Source organism: Bartonella taylorii, assembly GCF_023920105.1.
Lineage (GTDB): Bacteria > Pseudomonadota > Alphaproteobacteria > Rhizobiales > Rhizobiaceae > Bartonella > Bartonella taylorii.
This window is the reverse complement of the sequence record NZ_CP083693.1, coordinates 468,485-493,996: the sequence shown is the minus strand read 5'-3', so window position 1 is coordinate 493,996 and position 25,512 is coordinate 468,485. Positions and strand designations below refer to the sequence as shown.

The 25,512-nt window shown below is 38.6% G+C and carries 19 protein-coding genes and 2 pseudogenes; 11 read left to right on the top strand and 10 right to left on the bottom strand.

What is annotated here, in order from left to right:
- Positions 1-43: 43 nt before the first annotated feature.
- The gene (locus LBE40_RS08425; RefSeq protein ID WP_338070534.1) at positions 44-286 is read left to right on the top strand and encodes a toprim domain-containing protein; all 243 of its coding nucleotides are present in this window, start codon (positions 44-46) and stop codon (positions 284-286) included.
- A gap of 214 nt (positions 287-500) precedes the next feature.
- Here LBE40_RS08425 and LBE40_RS01995 read toward each other — a convergent pair whose 3' ends face one another.
- From LBE40_RS01995 to LBE40_RS01970, 6 genes and pseudogenes are all read right to left on the bottom strand, one after another.
- Positions 501-3,131 carry a DUF6990 domain-containing protein gene (locus LBE40_RS01995; protein ID WP_252615217.1) on the bottom strand — a complete coding sequence of 877 codons (2,631 nt, stop codon included), beginning with the start codon at positions 3,129-3,131 and terminating at the stop codon, positions 501-503.
- 6 nt (positions 3,132-3,137) lie between these two features.
- Positions 3,138-3,614: a hypothetical protein gene (locus LBE40_RS01990; RefSeq protein WP_004859322.1), complete on the bottom strand. Its 477-nt coding sequence runs from the start codon at positions 3,612-3,614 to the stop codon at positions 3,138-3,140.
- Complete coding sequence (locus LBE40_RS01985) at positions 3,574-5,868, bottom strand: DUF637 domain-containing protein (protein WP_252615216.1); 2,295 nt, start codon at positions 5,866-5,868, stop codon at positions 3,574-3,576. The genes LBE40_RS01990 and LBE40_RS01985 overlap by 41 nt, the downstream gene beginning before the upstream one ends.
- Before the next feature lie 113 nt (positions 5,869-5,981).
- On the bottom strand, positions 5,982-6,224 hold the full coding sequence (locus tag LBE40_RS01980) for a hypothetical protein (RefSeq protein ID WP_252615155.1): 243 nt from the start codon (positions 6,222-6,224) through the stop codon (positions 5,982-5,984).
- Positions 6,225-6,296: 72 nt separating this feature from the next.
- Positions 6,297-6,872: an SMI1/KNR4 family protein gene (locus LBE40_RS01975; protein WP_004859336.1), complete on the bottom strand. Its 576-nt coding sequence runs from the start codon at positions 6,870-6,872 to the stop codon at positions 6,297-6,299.
- Between the two features lie 51 nt (positions 6,873-6,923).
- A pseudogene (locus LBE40_RS01970) lies at positions 6,924-10,372 on the bottom strand (DUF637 domain-containing protein); the annotation flags it as partial.
- Here LBE40_RS01970 and LBE40_RS01965 point away from each other — a divergent pair.
- From LBE40_RS01965 to LBE40_RS01935, 8 genes and pseudogenes are all read left to right on the top strand, one after another.
- Positions 10,372-10,722, top strand: a pseudogene (locus tag LBE40_RS01965) (hypothetical protein); the annotation flags it as partial. The pseudogenes LBE40_RS01970 and LBE40_RS01965 overlap by 1 nt on opposite strands.
- Positions 10,723-10,818: 96 nt before the next feature.
- Positions 10,819-11,322, top strand: coding sequence for a hypothetical protein (locus LBE40_RS01960; protein ID WP_252615215.1), 504 nt, complete (start codon positions 10,819-10,821; stop codon positions 11,320-11,322).
- Positions 11,323-13,036: 1,714 nt separating this feature from the next.
- A complete protein-coding gene (locus LBE40_RS08420) occupies positions 13,037-13,450 on the top strand; it encodes a type ISP restriction/modification enzyme (protein ID WP_338070536.1) in 414 nt (137 codons plus the stop codon).
- Positions 13,404-13,547, top strand: coding sequence for a hypothetical protein (locus tag LBE40_RS08455; protein WP_420868180.1), 144 nt, complete (start codon positions 13,404-13,406; stop codon positions 13,545-13,547). The genes LBE40_RS08420 and LBE40_RS08455 overlap by 47 nt, the downstream gene beginning before the upstream one ends.
- Before the next feature lie 233 nt (positions 13,548-13,780).
- Positions 13,781-14,131, top strand: coding sequence for an NAD(P)-dependent oxidoreductase (locus tag LBE40_RS01950; RefSeq protein WP_245256402.1), 351 nt, complete (start codon positions 13,781-13,783; stop codon positions 14,129-14,131).
- Positions 14,121-14,729 (top strand): fumarylacetoacetate hydrolase family protein, encoded by a 609-nt coding sequence (locus LBE40_RS01945; protein WP_004859359.1) that lies wholly within the window; start codon positions 14,121-14,123, stop codon positions 14,727-14,729. Before LBE40_RS01950 ends, LBE40_RS01945 begins: the two co-directional genes overlap by 11 nt.
- The gene (locus tag LBE40_RS01940; protein WP_004859362.1) at positions 14,726-15,358 is read left to right on the top strand and encodes a LysE family translocator; all 633 of its coding nucleotides are present in this window, start codon (positions 14,726-14,728) and stop codon (positions 15,356-15,358) included. Before LBE40_RS01945 ends, LBE40_RS01940 begins: the two co-directional genes overlap by 4 nt.
- A 1,404-nt stretch (positions 15,359-16,762) precedes the next feature.
- Entirely contained in the window at positions 16,763-18,163 is a 1,401-nt protein-coding gene (locus tag LBE40_RS01935; RefSeq protein WP_004859365.1) for an amino acid permease, read from the top strand.
- A 96-nt stretch (positions 18,164-18,259) separates the two neighbouring features.
- Here the strand turns inward: LBE40_RS01935 and ilvC are convergent, their stop codons facing one another.
- From ilvC to LBE40_RS01915, 4 genes are all read right to left on the bottom strand, one after another.
- Positions 18,260-19,279, bottom strand: coding sequence for a ketol-acid reductoisomerase (gene ilvC / locus LBE40_RS01930; protein WP_004859368.1), 1,020 nt, complete (start codon positions 19,277-19,279; stop codon positions 18,260-18,262).
- Between the two features lie 617 nt (positions 19,280-19,896).
- Positions 19,897-20,091, bottom strand: coding sequence for a hypothetical protein (locus LBE40_RS01925; RefSeq protein WP_040296917.1), 195 nt, complete (start codon positions 20,089-20,091; stop codon positions 19,897-19,899).
- Between the two features lie 54 nt (positions 20,092-20,145).
- On the bottom strand, positions 20,146-20,880 hold the full coding sequence (locus LBE40_RS01920; protein WP_004859375.1) for a pyridoxine 5'-phosphate synthase: 735 nt from the start codon (positions 20,878-20,880) through the stop codon (positions 20,146-20,148).
- Positions 20,881-20,959: 79 nt separating this feature from the next.
- Positions 20,960-22,081 carry an ATP-dependent DNA helicase gene (locus LBE40_RS01915; protein ID WP_004859379.1) on the bottom strand — a complete coding sequence of 374 codons (1,122 nt, stop codon included), beginning with the start codon at positions 22,079-22,081 and terminating at the stop codon, positions 20,960-20,962.
- Positions 22,082-23,126: 1,045 nt separating this feature from the next.
- Between LBE40_RS01915 and LBE40_RS01910 the strand changes: the two genes are divergently transcribed.
- Positions 23,127-24,053 carry a D-2-hydroxyacid dehydrogenase family protein gene (locus LBE40_RS01910; protein ID WP_004859383.1) on the top strand — a complete coding sequence of 309 codons (927 nt, stop codon included), beginning with the start codon at positions 23,127-23,129 and terminating at the stop codon, positions 24,051-24,053.
- Positions 24,054-24,283: 230 nt separating this feature from the next.
- On the top strand, positions 24,284-25,492 hold the full coding sequence (locus LBE40_RS01905; protein WP_004859385.1) for an MFS transporter: 1,209 nt from the start codon (positions 24,284-24,286) through the stop codon (positions 25,490-25,492).
- The last annotated feature ends 20 nt before the right edge of the window (positions 25,493-25,512 follow it).

Genomic DNA, 25,512 nt, shown 5'->3' with positions numbered 1-25,512 from the left:
CTTGTCATTTATGAGGGCATGAAACCGGTATGGCTTTGCTGTCTTGCTTGTTATCGCATCTTGTGCGTTTGCGGGCATCCACTTCTACCCATGGCATGATGCGTGTAAATTTACCCGATATCAAAACACGTCTCACAATTGCAATGATGGTGATAATGCGGGGCGTAAAGCAGGTTTCATCCTACCAAAGCGTGCCTATAGCCAAGGCTTTGAAGTTTTTATGATGCAAGCCCCTCACGGAACCGATTTTAATAACGTATTACTTTCTAAAAAGAGGGCGATATGAAAGATAGTGATGTAAAAAAGAACTAATAAAAGTGACAAAAACCCATTATAAAGAGATTTTGATAATCTATGGAATAATAGGTTATTTCCTTAAAATCTTGCACCAAAACCATGATCAGAGCCACACCACTGTTGAGTTTCTCAACTAGTGATCAAGGCTTTGGATCGCGCCTTATTTTCTAAATTTCTGAAATCTTTTTGATATTTTTAAAGTGCTATTTCTTGTCTTTTTTTCCGATAAAATTGACTATTTTCTCTTTCCACGAGCGGGGTTGCTCCTTGCTGATATCCTCTTGTTGATCATCAAAATCTTTTGCCACCTGTTCAATCAAAGCGTAGCTCAGTTGCTTGGTTTTTTCTACTTTTTTGGCTAAAGCTAATGCACGTTCTAGGTGGGTTTGGCCGATACTCTCGTCAAAACCTAGATGATCACCTGCCGTAAAGCTTTTCTGATAAGATTGTAAAGTCTCAATATCGCCCAACAAAGCAAGAGCACCAATATGAAGCAAAGCGTAATCCTTATTGTCTGTTTTGGACTTTGCATCCTGTTGCCAAGGAGAAGTGCCATAATCAGAGCGAAGTCTTTCAGAAAGATCAATCTCTTTGACTGCCCATTCTAGCGCATCATCAAGCGCTTGTTTTAAGCGGTCCTCACTAACCTCTGGTTCAAAGATTTCTAATCCCTTGGCTTCAAAATTAAGTTCTAAATCTGGGAAATCTTGCATGTTGGTAGGATCAATGAATTTACAAGCGGTGGAAAGAATGCCCGTGCTAATCAAAAAGGCGCTATCAAATTGCGGGCAATCTTTAGCAATTTCATCGTTATAAAGAATGTCTACTTCACGATCAGCCAATTGATAGCTTGCTATATAATCATCACCATCGATTTTTTTAGTCGACCAGCCTAAGCTTTTTAAAAGTGCTGTTGCACTTTCCATAGTGAGACGATCATCATTGTCATCCGCTTCATCTACCTCCTCTATCGCCTCAACAGCAACAGTTTTGGAATCAATAGATGTTGTTTGGGGATCAAGGGACAAAATCGGAGCGTTTTTAGGAAAACCCGCTCGATAACCCCGTGCAAGAGTGAGAAGATTATCAATTCTATATTTTGAGATTTCTTCCACAAAACCTAAAGGATTTCCCTTTCTAAAATTCTCCTTATAAGATTTGAGCTTTTCAACATCCCCAATCAAAACAAGCGCAATAAGGTGACGCGCTACAAGATCAAGTTCACTGTCTGGGGGAAATGCTACATAATTATAAATGATCTGATTGACATTTTGCCGATCAGCCCACTCAAGTATATCTGTACAAATCTCCTTAACTTTGCCTCCATCCAATTCAGTACTAGAAACTGTATAAACTTCTTCTGATTCTTTGAGGGCTATATATTGAGGCATATTATAGAAAATCTCTCTATGAGCAGTAGAAAAACTAAGTGTTGAAAGGGAAGCCTTAAATGCAACAATCGGCTCTTCTTCATCACTTTGAAGGTTATACATTATATTGATGATACGGTCTTTACTTACAAAATAAGCATTGCGATTGTAGTTTTTATCACGATAAACTGTCCAGCCCATCACTTTTAATTGCTCTGTAACTTTATTGAAAGTAATCAAAGCTTGTGGACCAAGATGTGCTTCTGCTTCCTCTCTCTCATGAAGAATTTTCAGATGTTTTTCAGCAAATTCAACGGCATGGTTAACATATTTTTCTACTTCATCGTCATCCAAATGTTCAGAAATCGTACCTGCTTCTAGAAAACTTTGATAAGATTTCAGGATATCAATCTTACCGGTCAATGCTAAGCAAGCCAAATGCCAGATTATACGTAGAGTGTAGCTATATTTTTGAACAAGTGTTTTACTTTCGATCGATGCTTGTAAATCTTGGGCGCGTGCCCATTGTATCACCCGCTCAGAAATTTTGATAAGCTCGTGATCATTTAATGTTCCCACACAAATATCAATCCCTTTATCAAAACCGCTAAAAATCCCTCCCCCAATCGTATTAAAAGACTGATAAATATCCGTAGGTCGTATCCAAATATATTCTCTCCTATAGTAAATATATTTGCAAGCCACAGAAATCTCTTCGTTAGAGATCTCAGCTTCAAGACGGACATTGTAATTGTTATGGAGATGTAAAAAACCAAAATCAAACTGAATAAAGCGATCTGGCAAAGAGAGCCACATTTTTCCAGGTTCCGTAGAAAACCACCCTTGGGTTTTAAGAATACGGCTTGCTGCTGTAAAGCTTATCGAGCGCTGTTTGGGCTTTTTACGCGTTAGAATATCGTCTAACTCTCCGTTTTTATAAGCTTGCGCAAAAAGAATGAGGCGCTCATACCGCGTCATCGCTTTGTAATCTGCAAATTCTGGTACATGTAATTGAGGTGCCGGCTTATCAGACCTTAAAGCATCAATATCGCCAAGCAATGCTTGTGCAACAGCAGAATGATTGGCGGCTTCTTCACGCAATTTTTGTTCAATATCTTGTGCTTTCGCCCACACAATCACCCTATTCAAAGCTTCCTCAATATGACTTCCTGAAAGATTCTGTGCCACAATTCCGAAATTTTCTTCTGCATAAATCAACATATCACCATATTCATAGCGCGACTGTTCGCCATTATCATATTCCTCAGCAAGACAATAAGCGGCGGTGGTAAGAGCAACTGATAGCCGCAACCTTCCACCATCCTCTCCATAATCTACAACATCATAGAGAATGCGTATTATACGATCGGAGAGATGATAATAAGCCAATGTATCTCCAACTTCATGGCGATAAGTCTTCCAGCCAAGTCTTTTTAAAATTTCTGTTGCATCTTTGGTTTTCATTATGCTTCACTTCCCTTTTAAATGGCTTGGATGTCGATCAACTTCATAGTGCAGTGTCCCTTCATTCCACTCCTTACCTAGCTGTTTTTTAGCCCAATTCTTGTTAAATTTATCTAATTCTTTCTCCAATTCTTTTACACTACCTTTAAAATTATCTATAGTATCTTTAAGATCTTTTTGATACTCATTGAATTTTTCTTTATTTTGCTCAAGATACTTTTCAGCTTCAGGACCACAAAATTTTATGCTTCCTGTTGTTTTACAAATATTTGCAAAAAGTTTTTGATTCTTAGTCAGTTTGGCATTGCCAGTTTTTGTTTCACCAAACGCTGGTTTTCCATCCTTAATAAATGTGTTATCGGGACGTGTTCTTATCTTAATTGTGCCTTTATCTGTCGTAATTTCAATCGTTAATTCTTTTTCACTGGGTGAAAATCCTTCATCATTTAATTCTTGTTTTTTTTTCATCGCGCTTTTTGTCATGATGTTCCCTAGCTTTATTAAGCTTTTTACCTTTTCCATCGTTGTCATCGTCATTATTGTTTTGTGGGTCTTTAGCACTCGCCTGAGAAGCTTTGTTTTTTTCTTCTTTGGTACTTTTGTCTGTTTTTTCACTGTCTCCTTCTGCACTTTTTGACACAACAGCTAAATTGCCAAGGGGATCAGTTGTAGCAACAATATCTTTATTCAAATAGGATACGACAACAACTACACCACCTACTAACAGAATTGCCCATCCTAAAGGAGTTATGGAAGATACAACTGCTCCAGCCTCTAAAACAAGCGGTGCTGCTAATGCAAGGCTATTATTCTCCGCAGCATTACCTGCGGCATCAGCACCGGCATTAACATCACCACCAGCAAGGGCAGCGGCAACGCCCCCGGCAGCCCGTGCGATATCAATGGCATGATCTTTAAAGTCAGAAAATTGCTCTTTAATCTTTTGACCTATGCGCGCTTGATCTTCTACGGTTAGCGGGCGACCATTCAATGCTGCTATTTCTTTTTGTATAAAATTTTTGGACCACAGTTTAAACTGGAGCATAGCTGTGGCTTCGCCTACAGCACCCCCCACAGCACCGGCAGTGCAAGCGCCACTCGCAACAGCGCCTTTTAGGCAGCCAAGTCCTGCATGGGCAACGATCTGCGTGACCGTATCTATTTTACCCTCAGCCTTGGCAGTACCGATTTCTTCCGCCAACGTCTTGCCAGCCGTATCAGACAAAGCTGTACGCAGATTGTTAAAAAAGTTCTTGTCAAAAGAGCCACCCTCAAGAGCCGTTTGAACGCTCGTGCCAATGGCTGCTTTGATCAGGTTCTTTTCTGCTTCACGGGTAATGCGATCGACAAAAGGAGCCGTTTTGGGTAAAGACTGTCCAACACCGGCCATTTCCGTTACTTGGCTGGTTAAGCCCGCCGTTAACATCGAAGAGACAATGCTGAGAACATTCTTGGAAGAACCAAGCTCATGCAATGCTGCGGCAATATCACCGCGATTATTGACAAGAGCTATGGCGCTTTTATTGATCAGCGCTTGCACACCTGCCTGTATCGCCGCATTCATGGCAGTGCTCGAGCCAAGCCCCAATGCACCGGTAATGGCACTGGCAGCACCCGAGGCTGCTCCGCCCGTAACCGCCGTGACAGCCAATGCCACAAGTGCCGCACCAGCTTCTGTCAGACCTTGGGCTTTATAATTCCAGTCTTTAAATTCAGCTTGAACGGCTTGCCAATCAACTTGCTTGGATAATTCTGGATTATCACGCAGTTGTTTGATCCATGCTAGACTTGGAGAGTGTGACAATTGTTCAAGAGATTTGTCTAAATCACCGGTTTTCTCATATTCAACAACAATGCCATTGCCCGCATCAAGCTTCATGCCACCGCCGGCTTCTATCGTCACATGCTTGATGGTCTCTTTCAAATACCCTTTGTCGTTCTCACTCCACCACACAAGGTTTTCGTTACGCTGATAAACATCCTTAAAATCTTGATCCTTGTTGCTAAGAAACTGGATCTTCCCCTTATCTGCCGCAAGATGTATCTCACCATCACTTTTCAAGCCTACTGCACCAAGTGTAAGATCCCCATCCTTCGCATGCGCAGAGAACTTGCCACCTGTTTCCACCGTGGTTTTGTCTGTGGTGATTTGTGTGGATTGTTGACGGAATTTATTTTTTTGCTTCGATTTGTCACCTTCTTTGCCCCTAAGGTCTAAGTCATAGCTGCTAAAGTTTTGCACCGAAGTCATGGTGAGAGAGTTACCACTGGTAAAGTCCGCATCGCCCTTAGCTTTAACCTTAGCCCCATTCACGATGAGAGCACCGTTCGTAACAATGGTAAGATTCTCACCACTGTTGACTTCACTCAAACGATGATCACGGCTTTGAGCATCATAATGCCCTTTTTCCAATGTCTCCTTATGTTCGCTCTCCAGCGCCAATGCGCCAATCATGCCTGTGCCACCGATAATCATCGTCATCGGACCGCCACTGGTGAATGCCCCTCCTTCTGCACCAAGATCTCCAAGGGATTGAATGCTCAAAGCATGATCAGAAAGGATTTGCGCCTTCTGCCCAGCTCTATCAACAAAACCATTTGCATTCTTGTCACGGATTTTAGCGGTGCTATTGATAATCGTATTACCCGTCATGGTGATCACATCACCATGAATAACACCAGAAGAATTGGCTAAAAGACCATCACTGCTCAGATCAACAGCACCGCTGCCAAGCAAAAACCCACCATCATTGAACAAAGTCTTCGTGGTTTTTATATGAAGTGCATTATCACTAAAGACCGCACCGCTATTGGTCAGACGTTCTGCTGCTAAAGTGATGCCATGGCCTTTTAAATGAGCACTGGCGAGACTGCCTTGGTGGGAAAGCCATTGCCCGCATCAAGCTTCATGCCACCGCCGGCTTCTATGGTCACATGCTTGATGGTTTCCTTAAGGTAACCTTTGTCGCTCTCACTCCACCACACAAGGTTTTCGTTACGCTGATAAGTGTCCTTAAAATCTTGATCCTTGTTGCTAAGAAACTGGATCTTCCCCTTATCTGCCGCAAGATGTATCTCGCCACCACTTTTCAAGCCTACTGCACCAAGCGTGAGATCCTTATTTTTGTAAGTATGGAGAGGTTGTTACTTTCCTTACTATCAATTTCACCTCTTCCATAGTTTTTTCCAAAAACTCTTGTAAAAAGGGATAGGTTGCGGAATGGGAGCTTTTTCAGTCTTTTCAATAGGTTGGTCACCTTCAGGTATCTCTTCTCCCGCGCTTTCTTTAATTCTTTTGCAAAGGAATTCATAAAAATTACTTGCGTAATATTCGCAATCTTCAGATGGAAGCATGACATAGATTGGACATTCACCATCCCGAAACTGCGTATAATCAAAGTAAAATGTTTCACCAAAATCTGTTCTGCTAACGGCAAGCTGTTCTGGTGTCACAAAACCATTTTTTCTATAATAATTTAAGTTTTGTAAAACAATATCATCAAAAGGAATATCTTCTCCACCCTCCTTATAAAGGCTATAGATTTCATAACCAGCAATGTCTCCTCCTTTATAATGTTTTAAAAAAGCTTTATAGGAAGATGTGAATTGTAAACCGAGAGCTCTCTCTGCCTTTTCAATCACGAGATCATCAACCGCATTTTCTGCAATCCCAAAACTAACAATATCACCATCATATTTATCAACTAATTCTATGACATCAGCTAAGGTATAGGTTTTCATCAATTATTCTCCAAATTTCTGTTTTTTCTCTTTTCAATTAACCGTAGATCATTACTGCCCATACTCCTGTCCCCATCTCTGAAAATCTATACCCATGATACCCCATTTCATATCGATTATTCCTCCTAAGTTACTGTTTACCTCTTCTCTATAGCCTTGAGCACGTTCCTTCCAATATTCCTCTCTCCACTTCTCAAACTTTTTTCTATCTATAAGCGATTGATGTGTTTTTGGATTAGCATGAATCACAGAAGTATATTTATTATGATCTTTACTACCAATTTCTGCTATGGGCCCCTCATGCGTTTGCTTTAGGTGATGCAACTCAACAGGCCTGCCATCAAAACCCATAGGTGCTCTTCCTGTTTTCATTCTCTCAATATTGGTGCCCCACACTTCTTTTTTGTTTTCCATCCAGTTAACCCTTTTATTAGGATCAAATAGGTCGTCTCTCTGATAAACTTTGTTTGTCTGACCAAATTTGCTATCGGTAAATTTAATGGGTTTTTTGTTTAACCAAAGCTTTTTTTCTCCAGAAGCAAAGTTGGTCAGTTCTTTTCTAGCGGCAAGTTTGGCAGGATCTCCTTGAACAGCAAGTTCTAGAAGATTTTTCTTGGAAGCGAATTGGGCAAAATCTCTCCTCGCAATGAACTGGATCAGAGCCTTTTCGCCAAGCTTTACACCTTCCTTGGCTAATCCAGCGCCTCCAACAAACAGCGCTGCGACTTCAGTCAATAATTTTCCGACTTCAACACCAGCATTAAAGGATCCACTAGCGCCCGCTCGCTCATATTCCGCCATCAAGTGATCAATACGCTCTACATAAGATTGCCCAAGGGTAGCAAAAACCTTACCACTGGTGACAAAATCTTTGAGCGCTTTCAAAGTATCTATGGGATGGCTGGCCATTTGCATAAAACCATCAACCGTATCGTATAATTCAGCCGGTACACCAGCTACCAAACCTGCCGCAAAGCTTATATTTTGCCCACCACTAATCACAGACCACTTCGCAGACACTTCTGCTTCACATAAAAGGTCAGGACACTCCTTTAATTCTTTATTCATCTGAGCTTGTTGCGCACTGCTGAGGTAGTTATTCTCTGCGGCATTACCTGCGGCATCGGCACCGGCATTAACATCACCACCAGCAAGGGCAGCGGCAACACCCCCAGCAGCCCGTGCGATATCAATGGTGTGCTCTCTAAAGTCAGCAAACTGCGCATCAATCTTGGCAGTGATGCGGGCTTGTTCTTCCGCCGTTGGGGTGCGACCGTTGAGATCTCCCACTTCCTCGCGTATAATGCCTTGCATCCACAGTTTAAACTGGAGCATAGCTGTGGCTTCGCCTACAGCACCCCCCACAGCACCGGCAGTGCAAGCGCCACTCGCAACAGCGCCTTTTAAGCAGCCAAGCCCTGCATGGGCAACGATCTGCGTGACCGTATCTATTTTACCCTCAGCCTTGGCAGTACCGATTTCTTCCGCCAACGTCTTGCCAACCGTATCAGACAAAGCTGTACGCAGATTGTTAAAAAAGTTCTTGTCAAAAGAGCCACCCTCAAGAGCCGTTTGAACGCTCGTGCCAATGGCTGCTTTGATCAGGTTCTTTTCTGCTTCACGGGTAATGCGATCGACAAAAGGAGCCGTTTTAGGCAAAGATTGTCCAACACCGACCATTTCCGTTACTTGGCTGGTTAAGCCCGCCGTTAACATCGAAGAGACAATGCTGAGAACATTCTTGAAAGAACCAAGCTCATGCAATGCTGCGGCAATATCACCGCGATTATTGACAAGAGCTATGGCGCTTTTATTGATCAGCGCTTGCACACCTGCCTGTATCGCCGCATTCATGGCAGTGCTAGAGCCAAGCCCCAATGCACCGGTAATGGCACTGGCAGCACCCGAGGCTGCTCCGCCCGTAACCGCCGTGACAGCCAATGCCACAAGTGCCGCACCAGCTTCTGTCAGACCTTGGGCTTTATAATTCCAGTCTTTAAATTCAGCTTGAACGGCTTGCCAATCAACTTGCTTGGATAATTCTGGATTATCACGCAGTTGCTTAATCCATGACAATCCTGGAGAGTGTGACAATTGTTCAAGAGATTTGTCTAAATCACCGGTTTTCTCATATTCAACAACAATGCCATTGCCCGCATCAAGCTTCATGCCACCGCCGGCTTCTATCGTCACATGCTTGATGGTCTCTTTCAAATACCCTTTGTCGTTCTCACTCCACCACACAAGGTTTTCGTTACGCTGATAAGTGTCCTTAAAATCTTGATCCTTGTTGCTAAGAAACTGGATCTTCCCCTTATCTGCCGCAAGATGTATCTCGCCATCACTTTTCAAGCCTACTGCACCAAGCGTGAGATCCCCATCCTTCGCATGCGCAGAGAACTTGCCACCTGTTTCCACCGTGGTTTTGTCTGTGGTGATTTGTGTGGATTGTTGACGGAATTTATTTTTTTGCTTCGATTTGTCACCTTCTTTGCCCCTAAGGTCTAAGTCATAGCTGCTAAAGTTTTGCACCGAAGTCATGGTGAGGGAGTCACCACTGGTAAAGTCCGCATCGCCCTTGGCTTTAACCTTAGCCCCATTCACGATGAGAGCACCGTTTGTAACAATGGTAAGATTCTCACCACTGTTTACTTCACTCAAACGATGATCACGGCTTTGAGCATCATAATGCCCTTTTTCCAATGTCTCCTTATGTTCGCTCTCCAACGCCAATGCGCCAATCATGCCTGTGCCACCGATAATCATCGTCATCGGACCGCCACTGGTGAATGCCCCTCCTTCTGCACCAAGATCTCCAAGGGATTGAATGCTCAAAGCATGATCAGAAAGGATTTGCGCCTTCTGCCCAGCTCTATCAACAAAACCATTTGCATTCTTGTCACGGATTTTAGCAGTGCTATTGATAATCGTATTACCCGTCATGGTGATCGTATCACCATGAATAACACCAGAAGAATTGGCTAAAAGACCATCACTGCTCAGATCAACAGCACCGCTGCCAAGCAAAAAACCACCATCATTGAACAAAGTCTTCGTGGTTTTTATATGGAGTGCATTATCACTAAAGACCGCACCGCTATTGGTCAGACGTTCTGCTGCTAAAGTGATGCCATGGCCTTTTAAATGAGCACTGGCGAGACTGCCTTGGTGGGTTTGTGACCCTGATGCCAAATAAACGCGCGGCACCAAGACCTCTTTTCCATCCACAAGGTGGGTTTCAAGCCAGATCATGTCCTTTTTGATCCCAGCAATCTGCTGAGGCGTTAATGGCACTCCTAGCTCTAACCCCAAGGGTCCTTGCTGCTCTACAGCATTGTCATAAAGCCTTTGCATTTGAGCATTGGGATCTTCAACATCAAGAAGAGTGCGATTGCCTGTGAGTTCAAAAATTTGCTCACGCACCAGACGATATTCATAATAGGCATCCCCCCCAACCTTTTAAACACTTGCTCGGGCTTATAATTGCCAACCCTTTTGAGATTGCTGGGCTTATAATGAGGCTCTTGTTTTTAAAAATGGTCACGTTTATGAAAATGCGCGGGTTTATGACAATGCTATCGTTGCTGGCTATGTCTATGGTAATGCCCATGTTTATGGCAAGGCTATTATTTATGATAATGCCTATGTATATGACAATGCTAGGGTTTATGAAAACGCCCGTATAGCAAATAACGTGCATGTTTATGAAAATGCTCATATCCATGGCATTGCTGTTATTCGTGAAAATGTTGGTGGGTCTACTAAAATAAAAACCTATATTGAACGGCTCTCCCCTTATGGTGAATTAGAGATTGTCTATGTCTCACCAAAAATAAAGCAGCATAATTGAACGCACGGGCGCGGCGGGGGCGCCTGCTTTTCAACCAAATATTCCCATTTCAAATTTTAGCAAACGTTTATCACATTAGATTATGAGGGTGTTCTTATGTGCAAAAAATACATTATAACAAATGAAAGCAAACAAATTAAAGATCGGATGACTAAACAGATTACAAACCTTTATCGCATTAAAGCTCTAAAAGATTTTGATGATGTCAAAGCTGGCGATCTAGGCGGCTTTATTGAAAAGGAAGCCAACCTCTCTCATGAGGGCAATTGCTGGGTTTATGATGATGCATGGGTTTATGGGCATGCTCAGGTTTCGGGTTCTGCCTGCGTTTATAGCCATGCTAAGATTTATAATTATGCTGTTGTTAATAGCCGTGCAAAAATTTATGGCAAGGTTTATGGCAATGCTAGCGTGGGGGGCAATGCTGAGGTTTATGGTTCTGTTTATGGCAATGCAAAGATCTCATATTATGCAAAGGTCTGGGGTAAAGCTTATGGCAAGGCAAAATTAAACCGACAAAGTAAGCTAAGGGTGGTACCCAAAAATTGTGAGGTTTATGAAAGCGATAATGTTATCAAGATTGTTGATACAACAGAATAAAAAAACAAGCGTGGGGGCGCTTTTCTTATGGCTATAAGCGCATCATAAAAGAGAGAAAAAGAAAGCCGTACCATTTACGTGACGCGGCTTATGAATGAAGATATAACGAATGACTCATAAATATAAATTTACCAATAAATGGTAATGCCTATATACAAAACGTATCATATTGCAAGCGCTCTATTGTCTTTATTAAAACTTATCAAAAGGAATGTAAATGATAGGTATGATCTTAAATATCATTTATTTGAATAAGAGAAACTATAAACGCTTTTATGGCTATCAAACAAACGTATCAAATAAATCAAAACTCTTGGTAGGCTTGTCAATACAATCAAAAAAATGTGTCTTAAGTAAATGTCTATAACAAAATCCGTTTTTTACATTTACGAGCGTTGGTCTTTAAAGCAGCTTTTCATAAGATAAATAAACAAACGCTTTTATCAAACGCAAAGCTTTAAAAACTGTTATAAACATCAGTTTCAAACGTTTAAACGTTCATTTAGAAAGGTTCTCATAAATGCCTTTTCTCTTTGCACTCAAACGTAACTTCTTTATAAATTAGCCGGTCCATTTTTGGGCTCGTTAAAATCAACCAGCTCAAACTCGCGCTCGCTAACTTTAGAATAAAACATTCTTAAAACATTGTCTCTTTTGTCTAAAAATTTAGCAAAACCCCATGTATTGAGATACAACGGTTTTGAATTTTGCTTGCTTATCTTTGTCTCAATAGGTGCCCCCAAATTTGGGGTGACTAAAATCTCTCAATCCAAATTTGGATCAACCCTATTTGGCTTCGTATTTTTAAACGACAACTTTTAAAACGTTTTTCGCTCACTTGCTTGCATATGTCATAAAAAGTATTTCAAATTTTATGACATAACATTGTGATTTTCATATCTGTTATGATGATAATGTCCTGTATAATGGCTGCCTATCATCTTCTAAATTTTTAGAAAGCGTTTTTAAAAACGATTTTGTCTTTAAATCCTTTTATGCAATCTTATAAATTAAACCTATAAGCTTATAACAGTTTCAAACGACTACCCTCTTAGGATACTATAACATCTTTAGATTTTGCGCTCCCCAATTTTGGGAACCATTAATTTTGTTTTTATTATGCGATTAACAAACCAATCTTTAAACAAGGTATGATCTTTAAACATATGTTATCGATAATTTCAAACGACTGAACTTTAAAACAATGCGATTTTTGAGTGATAAAAACGTATCATAAAATTTATGAACTGTTATGAATGATAGCTGCTTTTCATTTCATTTGAATACACACATGCGTTATAATATTTACATCATGATTTGCTTTTTATGGTCTATTCATACATGGCAATCTTATATAAAAAATGGTCAAATGAATCACGTATAAAAGGATGGATTCTTAAGTGGATTCATATAAAATAATTGAACTCAACATATTGACTTTATTATATTTTTGTATACTATACAATGTACACCGTAGAAATACCTCTTTGAAACATTCTTCTGTGCTATCGTAACCAATCTTGATGCCTGAGCATATAATTCTAGCCGTAAAGTTTTAGCAAAAAATATAATTGCTTTTTATAATAGCGAAGTAAAACATTTTAACGATACCTATCCACATGCTGATCGAAAAACACACGCAAGTGCCGTAGATAATTTTGTCAATTCAGACGTAAAAAAGATAAGTTAGAGTTATAATGTTAAGCAAGAACTAATAAGAGGAAAGTTTTTTGAATTTGAAGAATCATGCCTAACGCAAAGTTCGTATAGTCCTTTTACACGAGAATGGCTTTATTATAACCGTATCTTCGATGATGGAGTTTATCAGATACCACGTATTTTCCCCATGGGGCAAGCAGTAGAAAATAGGGTAATACAAATTACAGGTATAGGGGTAATAGAAGGCTTTTCTGTTTTGATGAGTAATGCTTTAACTAATCATTATGCATTGGATAAAAATCAATGCTTTCCATGTTATTTCTATGCAAATACTTCGATTTCGAGACATAAAAATGAAAAACAGTCTCATTTATTTGCAAATTCCACAGAGGAAAATAAAAGTGCTAGTTTACAACACCGTGATGCTATATGCAAAAATAACAGAGAAAACAGCCAAGAAATTACGTAAGTGTAAAATAGCAGTACGCTTTGGTATCGGTTATGACCAAGTAGATTATGACACGCTTAGAAAACACGGCTTTGAATTCGCTAGCAACCTTTCTTGAAGTAGCTGACACTACCTTAACCATGATTTTGGAGGATTGCAGGCAAGTCTCCAGACATAATGATTTAGCAAAAAAGCACCATGAAACATGGTAAGAAAACAATCTTAGATCCATATGTTGATGAAGGCCTTACTAAATCACTCAACTTCAAACTTCTCGAAGATATTGATTACCTTCTAGAATAATCTGATATAGCATCACTACACTACCCGCTTACAAAAGAAACAATGGGAATGATTAATCCAGAATTTCTCAAAAAGATGAAGAAAAACGCTATTTTAGTGAACACAGCAAGAGGTAAGATTCTGAGTGATTTTGATTGTTTAGAAAAGCATCTAAGGGAGAATTCTGAGTTCCATGCGCTCCTTGATGTTTTCCCTATGGAGCCACCAAGTAGCCATCCTCTTATTAAAGCTTGGAGAGACAATGCTAAGTGGCTGTCGTCAAGGTTAAGAATCACCCCACACAACGCATATTTTTCAGAAAGCTCACATATCGATATGAGAAAAGATGTAGTTTCCACAGTGATATCCTGCCTATACAAAAAGAAAATGAGAAATTTGGTGGTTTCCTATGATAAATGACATTTACTGCGTCGGACGTAATTATGTTGAACATGCTCATGAACTAGGCAATGTTATTGAAGATGAACCCGTTATCTTTAGCAAACCGAACAGTTCACTCGTTTTAGGAAATGAAATTTATCTCCCTAGTTTTTCCAAAGAAATCCATTTTGAAACTGAAATTGTGCTCAAAATCTCAAAGGACACTTTCATGATCAAGGAGGAAGAAGCTGAAGAATGCTACGATGCCGTAGCAATAGGTCTTGATCTCACAGCGAGGGATTTGCAAACAAAACTGAAAGAAAAAAAGCTGCCCTGGCTTTTATCTAAAGGATTTAAAGGAGCGGCATACGTCTCTGACTTCATAAACAAGGAAAAAATAAACAACCCAATAAGCTTTACAATGAAGTTGAATGGCAAAACGAGGCAACTTGGTAATACGAAAAATATGATCTTTAGCTTTGAGAAAATAATATCATTCTTAAGTAGCTACATTCAGCTAAGACGTGATGATATCATATATACAGGCACTCCACAGGGAGTAGGGAAACTTTCTAAGTTTGATAAAATAGAATTATATCTCGAAGATAAATTAGTTTCAGAATTAGAAGTAAAATGAATCACCAAATACTCACCTTTTTTATCGTTTCATTTTTTTTAGTCATCTCACCTGGGCCGAATATGGCCCTTATCATCGATAATGCAACGAGACTGGGAAAAAAGAACGCATTTGCGAACGTTTTAGGGCTATGTACAGCAACATATGTGCATGGAGCATTTTCCATATTAGGTGTATCAGCGCTCATTCTCAACAACAAGACACTGTTTTTTTTAGTAAAACTCATGGGTGGTGGCTATTTATTATATATGGGAGTTAAATCGATTAAATTTGGAATAAACAGCTTAAATTCAAAAGAAAAAATATCAAAGAATGAAAAGCATTCTGTAGGTAAAACAAAGTTTTTCACCAGCTATATGGACGGTTTTCTGACACAAATACTAAACCCCAAAGTATCAATATTTTATATAGCAGCCTTTCCAAAATTTTTGGCTTCTGGCGGTGGTATAAAAAAAGGCTTTGAACTTGTAGCAATACATTCCTTCAACATATTTACGTGGTTTACTTTAATGACCATTTTTATATCATTTGCGAGCTCCGCTTTAAAAAAGCAACGCGTAAAAGGATATATTAATATAGCGACAGGAACAGTTTTATCTCTGTTTGCTTTTTTCATTTTTTTTGGATAACTTTTTATCTTATTGATAAGTTGACAAACAAATCTTCCTATGGTTTTATTTGCCTATCGCTATTAATATCGGTATTCTGGACTCTACCAAAGCTCATACTACAACTAATTCTTCCTCGTTTTTTCTGTATAATTAAACTATGAGTTAACCTAACGTATTTTTCGAATTTCAATAAATTAAAATTAAACATAAGTCCGTTTGGTAATATTTTTAGCGATACCATTTACCCCACCATCATCAAGAAGCGCTACAAATTACAGATTATAGACACTGCCACGCTCATAGCAGGGTTTTCAGCTCATAGCTATCTCTCATACTGATTCAAATAATTCAAGCAATCCAAAACAACATCAAAGCAATGGGATTAATTTGACAAATACCCCCTCTTCTTTGAAAATGATACTGGAATTCTTACTAAAAATTTCACTGCTAGTAACGTTGAAGATATGATAGATTTATCAATTGGCACAGTTAATCTTAATAATTCAGAAATCCATACTGATGTTTTTTTTAAGAAGAAGAGTATTACCAAACATTGCGTATAGGAAACCTAAAAACATAGCAATCTACAACACAACAAAGAATGCATAGATTCACTTCAACGTCCAATGAAGTAATGGCACTGCAATAAGTGTGCAAAAAACTGATCGACTCCTCACTCACACTAATAAGCTCCACAGCAATCTATGTCACAAGATGTGAAGAAAATAATGTTAAAGCAAAGACGTACGTTTCTTCACATATGCATGGTCTTTCATGTATTCAAATGTCTGAAAATGCAAAAGAGGACTCTTTCAAACGCGTAATGGAATATCACAAGATATGCTTCACCAGATAAATATACGCTGCGTACCTATAAGCAAAATCAAACCAAAAGAAAGTCAATATTGAGCAAAATCTTTTTGATAACAAGAAGGAAAAATTCTAGAATTTCCGTTTGCAACCTGAAGTTCTTGGTTTCAATCCTAACTCTAACGCAACAGAACACACTGTTGTGCCACAAATAGCTAGTACTTGGCCTACCAACACTCTCTTCACTACGAGATTAGCCAAGATTGCTAAACAAAAAGTGCCTTTAGTCAACATTTGACCGGATATCAAAGTCTCTCTCCATTATGACATCGAAAACAACTATAGTACGTATAGACAGGTAGGATTTTCCGTAACCCATGAGGTTCCTTATAACTGTTTAAGACAGCTTACAGCTTTGTACTCAAATATCTGTTGCGTTGTTGTGGAATGAAATAGATATCCTTATCAGTTCCATATTCTTTTGTTTATCCACATGAAATCATAAAAAATGTTTTTCCCCTTTACTCCTCATTTATATCATGCTTCGATACAGGAGATTACTTGTTTCAGTGTAATTTTGAATCTTAAATAATTAAAGGGAACCTTCAGAAAATGAACTATGAACAAAATTTAGAAGACCATACTCAGAAAAAACTACAACGTGGATTAGATAATCGTCATGTACAACTTATAGCCCTCGGTGGAGCTATTGGGACAGGTCTCTTCATGGGGTCAGGAAAAACAATTAGCGTAGCAGGCCCTTCCATCGTACTCGTTTATGCTATTATTGGATGTGCCTTATACTTCGTAATGCGCGCTATGGGAGAATTATTACTTTCTAATTCACAATACCGGTCTCTCGTTGATTTTTCGACCGATATGCTAGGGCCAGGAATTGCTTTTTTTGTTGGCTGGAGTTATTGGTTGAGTTGGGTTGTAACTGGTGCCGCGGATATTATTGCCATCATCACTTATATGCACTTTTGGTGGCCTGAACTCAATCCATGGGTTGTCGTTTTTTCTTGTATTATTTTCTTTTTAGTCTTTAATCTCTTTGCCGTAAAAATGTTCGGTGAACTTGAATTCTGGTTTGGCCTTATCAAAGTTATAGCAATTTTGGCATTAATTGTTGTTGGGTTTTACATGATCTCTATTGGCTTTACCTCTCCCAATGGAACTGTTGCCTCTCTCAGTCACGTATGGAACGATGGAAATATATTTCCTCGGGGAATTACAGGTTTTTTTGCTGGATTTCAAATTGCCATTTTTTCTTTTGTTGGTATAGAAATTGCCGGAACAACTGCAGCTGAAGTTAAAAACCCTAAAAAAGTTTTACCAAAAGCAATTAATGCAATTCCAATTCGTATTGTACTTTTTTATATCTTTTCTCTCGTTGTGATTATGTCTGTCACACCTTGGGATCAAGTTATTCCAGATAGAAGTCCCTTCGTCGAGATGTTTTGGCTTGCTGGAATTCCGATAGCTGCTGGTTTGGTGAATTTTGTTGTTCTCACATCAGCTGCCTCTTCCGCAAATAGTGGTATTTTTTCTACCAGCCGCATGATATATGGGCTTGCAACGCAAAAAGGAGCGCCGCGTGTTTTGGGCAAACTTTCCAAATACCATGTCCCAGCGAACGCCCTATTCTTTTCTTGCTTGTGTATTTTATTAGGGTACACAATTACATCGCTATCCCCAAGCATCATAAGTGCTTTTACAATTGTGACTAGTATCTCAGCTATTGCATTTTTATTCGTATGGTCTGTAATTCTCGTTAGCTATATTGTGTATCGTCGCAATCGCCCTCAGTTACATGCTGAATCCATCTATAAAATGCCAGGAGGTGTTATCGCGTGCTGGGTTATTTTAGTTTTTTTTGCTTTCATGCTCTATTTGTTAACATTAGAATCTGATACCCTAACAGCTTTAAAATATGGTATAGTATGGTTTATTGGATTAGGTGTAACGTATTTCCTGTTTATAAGAAAAAAAGCTACTCAAGATAAAAAATAAAATCTATACATGAAAAGCATATCAAAAAGGGTAACCAAAGTTACCCTTTTTATACATACAACATAAAAGCTGTTTACATAATATTTCATATGAATTTTAGTTACGCTCTTTATCAACCAAAGCATTAGATTTTATCCAAGGCATCATAGAACGGAGCTTTTTGCCGACTTCTTCAATAGGATGACTATCATTTAAACGCCGCATGCTTTTAAAATGAGCAGCACCAGCTTTGTATTCTTGAATCCAATTCGATGTAAATTTACCTGTCTGGATATCTCTCAAAATACGCTTCATTTCGGCTCTCGTTTCATTCGTAATCACACGCGGACCAGACGTATATTCGCCCCATTCAGCTGTATTAGAAATCGAATAGTTCATATTTGCAATGCCACCTTCATACATGAGATCGACAATAAGTTTAACCTCATGTAAACACTCAAAATAAGCCATTTCCGGTGCATAACCTGCCTCCGTTAGTGTTTCATACCCTGCTCGGATGAGCTCAACAAGACCACCACAAAGAACAGCTTGTTCACCAAAAAGATCAGTTTCGCATTCTTCTTTAAATGTTGTTTCAATCACTCCAGCACGTCCACCACCAAGGCCACAAGCGTAAGACAACGCTATATCATGGGCATGCCCTGAAGCATCTTGTGCAACAGCAATTAAGCAAGGAACTCCACAACCACGTTGGTATTCATTACGAACTGTATGACCTGGGCCTTTAGGAGCAATCATCACGACATCAACTGTTTTTTTAGGTTCAATTAAGCCAAAATGAATACTCAAACCATGCGCGAAGGCAATCACGGCCCCATCACGTAAATGCTCATGAATATGCTCTTTATAAATGTCAGCTTGCAATTCATCTGGTGTTGCCATCATAATAAGATCAGCCCATTTTGCTGCTTCAGCAACACTCATAACCTCAAAACCATCCACCGCAGCCTTTTTAGCTGTTGCCGACCCTGAGCGCAAAGCAATCTGTATCTTTTGAACACCGGAATCTTTCAGATTTAAAGCATGCGCATGCCCTTGTGAGCCATAACCAACAATAGCCACTTTTTTGCCTTTAATCAAATTAACATCCGCATCACGATCATAATAAACACGCATAGAAATACTTCCTCTCTACATTTAAACTGAATTTAAGCTTATTTTGATTGAATAAAAAATTACCCTAAGTGCTTCACACACTATAAATAACAAAAACACCGCTCATAATCATACAGTAATTGAACAATCTTTTAAACTTTATATGTTTCATACAAAGAACTATGCCCCCAAGCTTCAAAAAACACAACAGAATGCCCCAATAGACTTCAGCTACTACTCTACAAAAACGGCATATTATACAAAATAATACTTCTGAAGAGAAATTATTTACTAAGATTCCTCTTCTGCATAGTGAACCATTGTATCCTTAAAATTAAGATACACTATACGATTTTTAACATGAACTAAATCAAAATGGATAGCAAGAAAAATTATAAAATAAGGAGGAGTGTTTTTATACTTGAGCACAAAACACAATTTTACCTCTCTCATGATAAAGAATACTCTTCGTAAAACTCTCAATTTCGGCACCGCCGTTATGTATGAAATCTAATATTTTGGTTAGATAAGAGTGCGATCTTATAAGACATTTGTTTTTAAAAAAATCCCGAGCAAACGCTGCTTGAAAATTATAAAGGCTTACACAAACTTATATAAATCTTGTATCTCTTATAAAATCATCCGCTGATTTTCTGCTTCTTTAAAGTAGGTCGCACCAAAGCTAAAAAGCTCTGTTCATAACCTTTCTCTTTATAGGCTAATATGAAAAAACCATTGCTAATTGTTTTTAAATTGAGCGCAGCACTTTTGTTGCTATCATAATGCATACCGCAAGCAATATTTATATCTACAAAATCGTTTTTTTCAGACAAACGAACAGCACTTTATAAAAATTTATCCTTCCTAATTGTAGAAAAAGAAAAGGATCACACTAATAACCGAATGAAACGCTGAACAGTATCATGCATTCCATACTCTAACGCATCAGCAATAAGTCCATGACCAATAGACACTTCATCAAGCCAAGGAATACAGTTAACAAGAGCAGGAAGATTCATAATTGTTAGATCATGTCCTGCATTAACACCTAAGCGCAGCTCTTTAGCTCTTCTTGCTGCTAAAACAAGTTTATTGAGCTCTTGATCTTGCTTTTCCTTATCATTAAACACACTACCATAAGGTCCCGTATAAAATTCTACACGATCAGCACCAATCGATTTAGCAATATCAAGACCATCTACAGTAGGATCAGCAAATAATGACACACGAATTTTTTTTTCTTTCAAATGCTGAATAATAGGTGCTAAAAATTCTGCGTGTTGAGAAAAATTCCAACCATGATCAGAAGTTGACTGAGCTGGGTCATCAGGAACAAGAGTAATCTGATCAGCATATTTTTCTGCTATATCCAAAAACCTATCGCTTGGATAACCTTCAATATTAAATTCAGCAGCAGGAAACCTGCTGTTTATTAAATAATGTATATCTGACAAATCAGCAAAACGAATATGCCTTTCATCAGGCCGCGGATGAACCGTCAAACCAGCAGCACCAGCTGTAAGCGCTATACACCCCATATCTTTGATATTTGGCCACGGAAGATTACGCCGATTGCGTAAAACAGCAATAGCATTAAGATTAACCGAAAGCTTTATTGCCATGCACACTCCTATTTTCCGTGTATAATTCTAAAGACAGAAAAAAATACATTCGCCAACATAGTTCCAAAGAATAAATTTTCTATCGAACAATTGTTAATCGCTCTGCAGCTCGTGTAATTCCGGTATACAGCCAGCGCGCATACATGTCACGAAAGGCAAAACTTTCATCAAATAAAACCACATTGTCCCATTGAGATCCTTGCGCTTTATGAACAGTTAATGCATACCCATAATCAAAATCGTCATATCTTTTTTTTAATTGCCATGAGATCTCATTATCAGGGTTATCAAATACTGCTTTTAAAAGCTTAATCTTTGCCACCCCACGCTCACTTTCTTCTGGTTTAACGAGAAGATTAATTCCCAGTTTAACCGTTTCCTTCTGTGAAGTCATCACTTTCCATAAAGAACCATTCAACAAACCTTTAGCAGGATCATTACGCAAACATACAAGTTTATCACCTGCTTGTGGATAATCTGCTGTAAACCCCTTCAGCACACGTAAACGTTTATTATAAAGGTGACGCGTTCGGTTCACCCCTACCAATACCTGATCAGCCTCTAAAACCAATTGTTGATCAACCTCTTTACGTGTAACAACGCGAGCTGCCCCATAATCTCCATAAGCAATATCGCGTCCTTGGCGCACATCCATAGCAAGACGAACGATCGGATTATCACGCGCTTGCCGATGAATTTCTGAAAGAAGAAAATCTGGTGTGCCATTGGAAAAAAAACCTCCTCCTGATATAGGAGGTAACTGACCTGGATCACCAAGAACAAGAATTGGTGTCCGAAAACTCATTAAATCACGCGCTAATTGCTCGTCGACCATCGAACACTCATCAACAATGATAAGTTTAGCTTGCGCAGCAGCACTTTTCCGATTCAATGCAAATGTCGGTGCAATAGACTTTTTCCCTGTTACCTCATCGGAAACTTCTTCTTCTCCACGCGGACAATAAATCAACGAATGAATAGTACAAGCATTACTTGCACCTTTAGAACGCAAAACTTGTGCCGCTTTGCCCGTAAACGCAGCAAATTGGACAGAACCATCAACTGTTTCAGCGAAATGACGAGCAAGTGTTGTCTTCCCTGTCCCCGCATAGCCAAAGAGACGAAAAAGCGGAGAACGCCCATCTCTCAACCACGTGGCAACAGCCTTCAAGGCATTATCCTGTTCCGGTGAAAACTGCATAGTTTATCAAAATAAGATTCGCATAAAAAGAGCAAGCGTTTTGAAAATAAAACCACTATCAAGAAAAGTTTTTGTCGTTACGAATTTCTGATACATGGCCATCTTACTACTTTCACAGCACAATGATCAATTATTTACCCATCGCTTTTTCAAGATATTGTAACAATCTAAATTTTATCTATACATCGATCTTCTTGGTAACACCTTATACTTATCAAATAAAATATCATTTTTTACAACAGTAACACCAACAATGGAATATGCATATCTTAAATTTAAAATAACACCTGTATACGCTTTTTCTAACCAAAATTTAAAATGAGAAAAAGAACATTGCAATTGCAAAACCCTCGCTAGAAAAAATGTCCTTAACAGGATAAAAATAAGGTAATTTTATGAATACTATTTTACACAATCAATCAGCTTTCTTGCACATAAAAATAAAGTATATCCACTATTACGAAATAATAATTAAATATATCAAAAACCTTTTGGCAGAAATAGAAATAGCTCTCAACAAAACTACTTAATTCTATGATGATACACCTATAAAGTTCCTATCTCCCTCTTATTATGATTTTAATAAATTTACCCCTCATGCTACAAATAAGTTATATCTCAACGAATAAAGAGAGACATCACGCTTATATGAAGCACGCTTTATCTCGCACAAATATGTAGCTTTTTCTGTTTCGACAATAAAATCTGGTTCGTAAGTATGGCTTTCTTGGTAGTCTATTATAAGAAAACTGGGACATGGTTTCAGTCCAGCGTAGCACTTCAGGTCCGTCCTCTAGAATATGAGAAAAGCGCAATTCTCCATTTACTGAATCAAACTTTTTCTTTTTGTCGCAATGTTTTAAAGTTTATAAAAACTAACTGATTAATGCTATTCTTATTGCTAGAAATAACAATGAAATCAAAGGGTATAATTTGTTAAGAGGCTTGGCGTTATGTCAAAATATCAGCAGTGAGATTGCTTTTTGGTTGTTTTAGAAATGAAATAATGAGCTCAAATATTGATGAATGAAACGGGAGGTTTAAATTGAAAATATTAATTCCAGATGACTATCAAAAAGCCACCCTAACATTACAGTCTATTACAAAATTAATGAAATCGCATGAGGTGCTGGTTATAAATAATTTAGCTAAAGAATGTGATTTAGAAGATAAGCTCAAAGAGATAGATATTCTTATCTTAATCAGAGAGCGGACTATAGTTGATAGAAATCTTCTCCTGAAACTGCCAAATTTAAAATTAATCTGCCAAACAGGCCCTATAGGTTCACATATTGATATAGAAGCTTGTAGAGACTTAGGAATTGAAATATTAGACGGTGGTGGAGATCCAACTTCTGCTGCTGAATTTGCGTGGCTCTTAATTATGTCTGCGCGTAGAAAACTCTGTGAATCTGTGTCTGATATGAAAAAAGGACGATGGCAAACAACATTTGGCAACCAAATGAAAGGGGCTACTCTTGGAATATTCGGGTTTGGGCGTATTGGTAAAATGGTTGCTCAATATGCTCAAGCTTTTGGCATGTCCATTTTGGTTTATGGGAGCGAGCGTTCAACGCAAGAAGCAAAAAATTTAGGTTATCATTTTACGCATTCAAAAGATGAATTTTTTACACGTCCTGACATTATATCCGTACATTTACGTTTAAGCGATAAAACCAGAGGAATCATTCAATTAGATGATCTATTGAGCATGAAACCTCATGCTATTTTTGTCAACACAGCACGTTCAGCTTTGGTTGAAAAAGGGGCGATAGAAAAGATACTAAGTTTGGAAAACTCAACTTACTTTGCACTGGATGTTTATGACAGCGAGCCGGTATATGAGAGCAAATTATTGCAATCAGATAGAGTTCTTTGCACACCGCATCTGGGCTATGTGACTGGAGAAAGCTTTGAGAATTATATTGAAAAAGCTTGCCAAAATATAGCGTCTTTTATGAAGAGCGCTTAATGCCGGCTGAGCCAATGTTTGTAAAATTTGTCTTATATCGCTAGCGTATCAAATTTGCACTACACATAATATCTTATTTCCTTAAATTAAGCATATTCCTTAGCTTTCATATTAATACCAATCGTATTGACAGATTTTTATGTAATCCGCATAAAATAACTAATTTATTGTTGCAATCATTATTAAAAAAGGCTACTTCATTGGAATACACTTTAATTGGAGGGGGCGGAGTGAGCAATAATAAATTTATAGGAAAAAATTATTATAGATGGATTATATTGCTTGTTGCCACTATCGCTCAAGCATCAGCCTGCTTCTTTGTTCAAGGGATTGGTCCTTTAGCTGAATTTTTTAAGAAGGATTTCTCGCTTAGTGATGCTCAGATAGGTTTGCTGTCTTCAGCAGCGCAATTCCTACCTATTATGGGGTTACTTGTAGCTGGGGAATTACTAGACAAGTTTAACGAGCGCTATATTGTTGGAGTTGGCGCGGTCGGCGTTTCTGTCGCTCTTTTGTTGGGAGCAATCGCAGATAACTATATTTCCCTTTTGATCTGTTTGCTAATTGTAGGGGGATTTTATAGTTCTGCTCAACCCGGTGGCGCTAAATCTGTTTCTTCATGGTTTCCACAATCGCAACGCGGATTTGCAATGGGAATAAGGCAAGCGGGGCTACCATTAGGTGGGGCATTAGCTGGGATAGTTCTTCCTGCTAGTGCGTTTGTCTATGGTATACAAGGTGCGTTTTTGGTGGGTGCCATAGTTTCTTTTTTAGGTGGATGTATATTTATTATTTTTTATCACTCACCAGCAAAAGTTGTAGCTATCGTTCCAGAAAGAAAGGCAAGAGTTTCGTTCTATGCAAATGTAAGGTCTCGTCTTGCGATGTTGGCTGCGCCGCATATGAAGAATATTATTTTTTCAGGCGTTTCACTTGTGATCGTTCAATATGTTTTAACCATTTTTATAACGATTTATTTTTATAGAATCTATCACCTGTCTCTAGATAAAAGTGCTTATTTGTTTTTTGTTTCACAGGCTTCTGGTGCCTTAGGAAGAATTATTTTAGCAGCGTGGAGTGATCATTGTAGAAAAGGACGATTTTTTCCTGTCTTGTTTTGCATGATTGCAGTCGTTTTTGGATTTTTAATATTAATTTTGGGCATGAGTGGATCCATAATTTATTTAACTATTTTATCTGCTTGGTTAGGTTTTTTTGGATTAGGATGGTATGGCCCGTGGGTTGCTTATATTGTAGACTCTTCACCGAAAGAAAGCGTTGGCTTTTCTCTGGGTTTAGCAATGTCTGTAAATCAAATCGCAATTATTACTGCTCCACCATTATTTGGATTAATCCAAGATTTTACAGACACTTATTTACTAACATGGCTGATTTTAATTTTAATGATTGTTTTTTCACTTTTCTTAATAAAAAAATAGGGAAATATAATTGGGGAGGA